The 5,064-nt window shown below is 53.6% G+C and carries 5 protein-coding genes; all 5 read right to left on the bottom strand.

Features of this window, described 5'->3' with window-relative positions; translation table 11 throughout:
• On the bottom strand, nt 1-449 hold a 449-nt coding region (locus ACP5D4_RS16650), incomplete at its 3' end, for an HAD family hydrolase (RefSeq protein WP_428012745.1).
• 116 nt (nt 450-565) lie between these two features.
• Nucleotides 566-1,012, bottom strand: coding sequence for a hypothetical protein (locus ACP5D4_RS16645; protein WP_428012744.1), 447 nt, complete (start codon nt 1,010-1,012; stop codon nt 566-568).
• Nucleotides 1,013-1,181: 169 nt separating this feature from the next.
• Nucleotides 1,182-3,083 carry a glutamine--fructose-6-phosphate transaminase (isomerizing) gene (gene glmS, locus ACP5D4_RS16640; RefSeq protein WP_428012743.1) on the bottom strand — a complete coding sequence of 634 codons (1,902 nt, stop codon included), beginning with the start codon at nt 3,081-3,083 and terminating at the stop codon, nt 1,182-1,184.
• A 303-nt stretch (nt 3,084-3,386) separates the two neighbouring features.
• Nucleotides 3,387-3,632 carry a photosystem I iron-sulfur center protein PsaC gene (gene psaC, locus ACP5D4_RS16635; protein ID WP_071591997.1) on the bottom strand — a complete coding sequence of 82 codons (246 nt, stop codon included), beginning with the start codon at nt 3,630-3,632 and terminating at the stop codon, nt 3,387-3,389.
• 189 nt (nt 3,633-3,821) lie between these two features.
• A complete protein-coding gene (locus tag ACP5D4_RS16630) occupies nt 3,822-4,715 on the bottom strand; it encodes a CoB--CoM heterodisulfide reductase iron-sulfur subunit B family protein (RefSeq protein ID WP_428012742.1) in 894 nt (297 codons plus the stop codon).
• Between the last annotated feature and the right edge of the window lie 349 nt (nt 4,716-5,064).

Here is a 5,064-nt window from a genome sequence, read left to right as displayed (position 1 = left end):
CATTGAAGCTGGAAGCCACTCATCAATCGCCTCGCGATGATGAGTGGTAGTTCACATCGTTCCACGTAAGCGCGAGTATCTGGGGTCAGTTCGCGGACGTAGAGGCGATCGTCAATATAGAAGTGAACCGAGAGGCGATCGATCCATTGGGGACTCTCGAAAAAATCGAGGAGTTCTCGGGTTAAACTCGGACAAAGGGGCGTGTGACGGTGGATTCGATCGCCATTGGGGTCTTTAATCAGTGCGCCTTGATAGCAAATCAGAGGAAGCAACGACTCAATTTCCCGGTGAAAGCGCAACGCCGATCGATACATTCGTCCCGTAGCGATCGCAACCGGGACGCCGTTCGCCGCAACTCGCCGAATCGCCGCTTTGACGGGTTCGCGAATTTGATTGGACTTTCCGGCGATCGTACCATCTACATCCAGAACGAGGAGCTTAATCGTCATAGTTGGGTTGTGAAATTCCGTCTTGATGGTAGACGAGAACGGAAATTTCAGGGAACTCAGAACCCTCCACAACCCTCTGTGTCCTCTGTGTCCTCTGTGTCTCTCGGGTGAAGAAATCAAACATCACGATCGACCTCCTCCATCCCCTGACGAATCGCCGCTTCCAACTTCTCCGGTTCGTCCGTTCCAATACGAAAGCGTTTCCCCGTCGCCAGATGAACTTGTACCGCATCGAACCCCGAAACGTTAAACATCCACCCTTCCGGCGTCAAGCGAATTCCCCACCCATAAAACCAGCGATTTCGGACGACAGAAACATCATCGATCGCCACCCAATCGAATTCCTTGCGAATCAACCCCGGCCCGAACCAACAGCGAACTTTCCCGTTTCCCACCTGAACCGTCAGCGTTCCGAAGACAATGGCGAACGCCAGTAAAATAACGAGAATGCCGATATCGAGAATCAAAGACGGACGAATCAGCATCAATCCCACCATTAACACCGCAACAGCAGCGAACGCGGCGAGAATCGCCCAACCGATTTGCGTATGTTGGTAAATCACGACGAACTCCCAAGGATTGAGGTGAGGAGATGATGAGGTGAGGAGATGATGAGGTGATGAGATAAGGAGATGAGAAAATGTGGCGGAAATGCGATCGATGTGGTCTTCTTACTGCGTCACCCCTCATCCCCTCATCCCCTCATCCCCTCATCCCCTCATCCCCTCAAGGCTACTCCACCGTCACCGACTTCGCCAAATTGCGCGGTTGGTCCACATCCAACCCGCGACGGGCAGCGATATGATACGCCAACAACTGTAACGGAATCACCGACAACAGAGGCGAGAGAATCTCATCTACCACGGGAACCGGAAGCAAATCGTCAAAGGTTTCCGCCGCTTCCTTATCGTCCATCGGCGTCACCCCAATCAACCGCGCGTCGCGGGCTTTCGCTTCCTGGGCGTTGGAGAGAACCTTATCGTACACCGAACCGGCCATGGCGATCGCCACCACAGGAACCTTCGCATCTAACAGGGCGATGGGCCCGTGTTTCATCTCCCCAGCGGGATAGCCTTCCGCGTGAATATAGCTGATTTCCTTGAGTTTCAACGCCCCTTCTAACGCAATGGGGAAGTTAATCCCCCGCCCCAGGAAAATGAAATCCTGAGTATCGCCGAATTCGTGGGCTAACTCCTCGATGTAGCGTTCCTGACTTTCTAACACCAGTTCGATTTGCCCCGGAAGCTGTCGCAATCCCCCCAAAATTTCCTGAATCCGCTCTAAGGTAAGCATCTGGCGGCGATAGGCTACATCCAACGCCAAAGCATAAAACGCCATCACCTGCGCCACGAAGGTTTTCGTTGCCGCGACGCCGATTTCAATTCCGGCGTGGGTGTCGATGATGTTGGGCACCAAATATCCGAGAGAAGATTCCGGGCGGTTGGTAATCCCCAACAGACGGGGCTGATACTCGGGTTTCAGGGATTTTCGCCGTTCCTTCTCCATCGCCAACGCCGCCAGAGTGTCGGCGGTTTCCCCCGATTGCGTGACGCCGATGGTGAGGGTGTTGGCGGTGACGGGGGCAGGAGCGTAGCGGAACTCAGAGGCGTACTGTACCATCGTGGGAATCCCCGCCAACTGTTCGAGGAGGTATTTTCCGATTAATCCCGCGTGCCAACTGGTCCCGCAGGCGAGGATTTGTACGCGATCGAGATTTTCGTAAAAGCTTTCGTCGAGTCCGAGGTTGACGGGGGGCGTATCGTGGCTGGCGTCCCAGGTACTTTCAGTATAGGCTTCCAAACATCCCCGAACCACTCCGGGCTGCTCGTAGATTTCTTTGAGCATAAAATGTTTGAACCCCTGTTTTTCGACAACGATGGGATTCCAGGTGAGGGTTCGGGGACTTTTTTTGATGCGATCGCCCGCAAAGCTGTAAATTTCTACCCCCAAGGGCGTCAGTTTCGCCAGTTCGCCGTTTTCCATCGTCAACACGGCGCGAGTATGGGGAATCAAGGCAGGGGTGTCGGAAGCGCAGAAAAACTCGCCCTGTCCGAAGCCGATCGAGAGCGGTGCCTGTTGCCGTGCCACAATTAACTCGTCGGGATAGTCGGCGTTGATGACGGCGATCGCAAACGCTCCTTCGAGGTGGTTCACCGCTTGACGAACCGCTTCGAGGAACGGCGAAGATGCCAGGGTTGCGGGGGCGGCAGATTCAGGATGGGCGAGATGTTCGGCGATCAGATGTGGAATCACTTCCGTATCGGTGTCGGATTTGAACTCGTGGCCTTTTTGTTGCAGTTCCAGGCGCAGTTCTCGGAAGTTCTCCACAATGCCATTTTGCACGACGGCGACCCGTTGCGCCACGTCCATATGGGGGTGGGCGTTGTACTCTTCCGGTTTACCGTGAGTTGCCCATCGCGTATGTCCGATACCGATTTGGGAGGGGTTTTCGATACCCTCGAGTTTCGATCGAAGGTTCTGGAGTTTTCCCTTAGCGCGAACGCAGTGAATCTCACCTTCCCCGACGGTGGCGATTCCGGCGGAGTCGTAACCGCGATATTCGAGTTTTTCCAACCCAGCCAACAAAATCTCGCTGGCTGCCTGCATCCCGATATAACCGACGATTCCGCACATAATTACACCACTCCTGTGACATCATTACACCACTCCTGTGACATCGCGCCCTGGGGCGCTTTAAAGAAGTTTAACTGATGGGATGAGGGGATGAGGGGATGAGGGGATGAGGAAATGCTGAATGGTATTCACCAGATCCCCGGCATCTCCAAGATGCCGGGGATCTAGACACAGATATTTAGACTCATTTCGATCCTTGACTTTTTTGGAGTTGTATGGTAAACAAAATAACTCATACAGAAAAAGGGACGTGTCTTCACGTCCCTTTTCCGTCGATCTTCAATTTAGAGAAATATCAGATCGTTAGTATGCCAGCCCCATACTGCGAGTCGTCTCGGCACCGAGGTACACGCGGACGCTCAAGAAGTCTGTCGGGCAAGCCGTTTCGCAACGTTTGCAGCCGATGCAGTCTTCCGTGCGAGGAGAGGATGCAATTTGTCCGGCTTTGCAACCGTCCCAAGGCACCATTTCCAGCACGTCGAGGGGACAAGCCCGGACGCACTGGGTGCATCCGATGCAGGTGTCATAGATTTTTACCGTATGAGACATCGATCGAAAACTCCAAATGGATTCTCAACGAATGGTTTTGATATTGCAGCAGTGCGGCGGGCGCGAACGCCCAATACCGACACGGATTAAGGCTTAGTTTATCTTGTCCTCCCGGCTCCTCTGACAAAATGCTGCAAAACTTTAACAAAGTTGACATTTCGGAAGTCGGTTGGGAATCGCTAAACTGAGCTATAAACCGAGCTTATCTAAAACGGGACGGGTAGAGATGGCGTGTCGATCGAGTCCCAGTTGTTTCGGCGGAATCTCCAATGCCAAGGCGATCAGTTGTGGCAGGTGCAATACAGGCAATCCGAGGGTACGCCCGATCGCCCCTTCCACGTCCGGTTGTCGCGAGTCGAGATTCAGGTGACAGAGGGGACAGGGCGTCACCATGCAATCGGCCCCCGCATCGATCGCCGCCTGTAAATGGGTTCCCGCCATTTCAAAGGCTTGTTGGCTGGCGTAACTCGAGAGGGGCCAACCACAGCATTGAGTGCGTCCCGGGTATTCGACTGGCGTCGCCCCCAGCACTTGAAAGACGTTTTCGAGCGATCGCGGATTATAGGGATCGTCGTAAGCCAATTGCGTTTGCGCCCGCAGCAGGTAACAGCCGTAAAACGCCGCACATTTCAAACCGCTGAGTTTCCGCGTCACCCGCTCTCGTAGCTTTTCTAACCCGAAATCCGCCACCAACGCCCACAACAGATGTTTCACTTCCGTAGCGCCTCGGTAGGGGGAACAATGTTCTTTAGCGAGGATGTCGTTCAGGTTCTCGACATAGTGGGGGTCGTTGGTTTGAGCGTCTTTGAGGCGATCGTCGACTCGTCCGATGACCCCTTGGCAGGTACTACAATGAGTCAACAGCGGTAAGTTTAACTCCTCCGCCAAGGCGATATTCCGGGCGTTGACGGCATCTTCGAGTAGTTGCGACTCCTCCTTAAACGTACCGGAACCGCAACAAGCCGCCCGCTTGAGTTCCACCAATTCGATATTGAGGGCTTGGGTTAAGGCCGCCGTGGAGTCGTACAGTTCGCGACAAGCCCCTTGAGCGACACAACCGGGAAAGTAAGCGTATTTCAGCATGAGATTTTCGTCAGTTCGGGAAACGGCGATCGAGAAGGTCTGACTTCGATAGTAATGCAAGCCATTCCCGCAAAACAGGGATGATGTGATGATGGGGTGAGGGGATGATGGGGTGAGGGGATGATGGGGTGAGGGGAAACTCTCTCGTCACCTCATCACCCCCAGTGGTGCAGAAAACTTTTCGAGATCGGGGATTGACAAAATACATATTATATGTATTCAAGTTTGAGCTAGATCCCCGGCATCTCCAAGATGCCGGGGATCTCCGGCAGCCATTGACCGATTTGATATTTTCAAAATACATATTATATGTATTCAAGTTTGAGCTAGATCCCCGGCATCTCCAAGA

Source organism: Baaleninema sp. (assembly GCF_049974805.1).
In the GTDB taxonomy this organism is placed as follows: domain Bacteria; phylum Cyanobacteriota; class Cyanobacteriia; order Cyanobacteriales; family Geitlerinemataceae; genus Baaleninema.
Note: the sequence above shows the minus strand (reverse complement) of the source record. Positions and strands in the feature narration are given on the sequence as shown.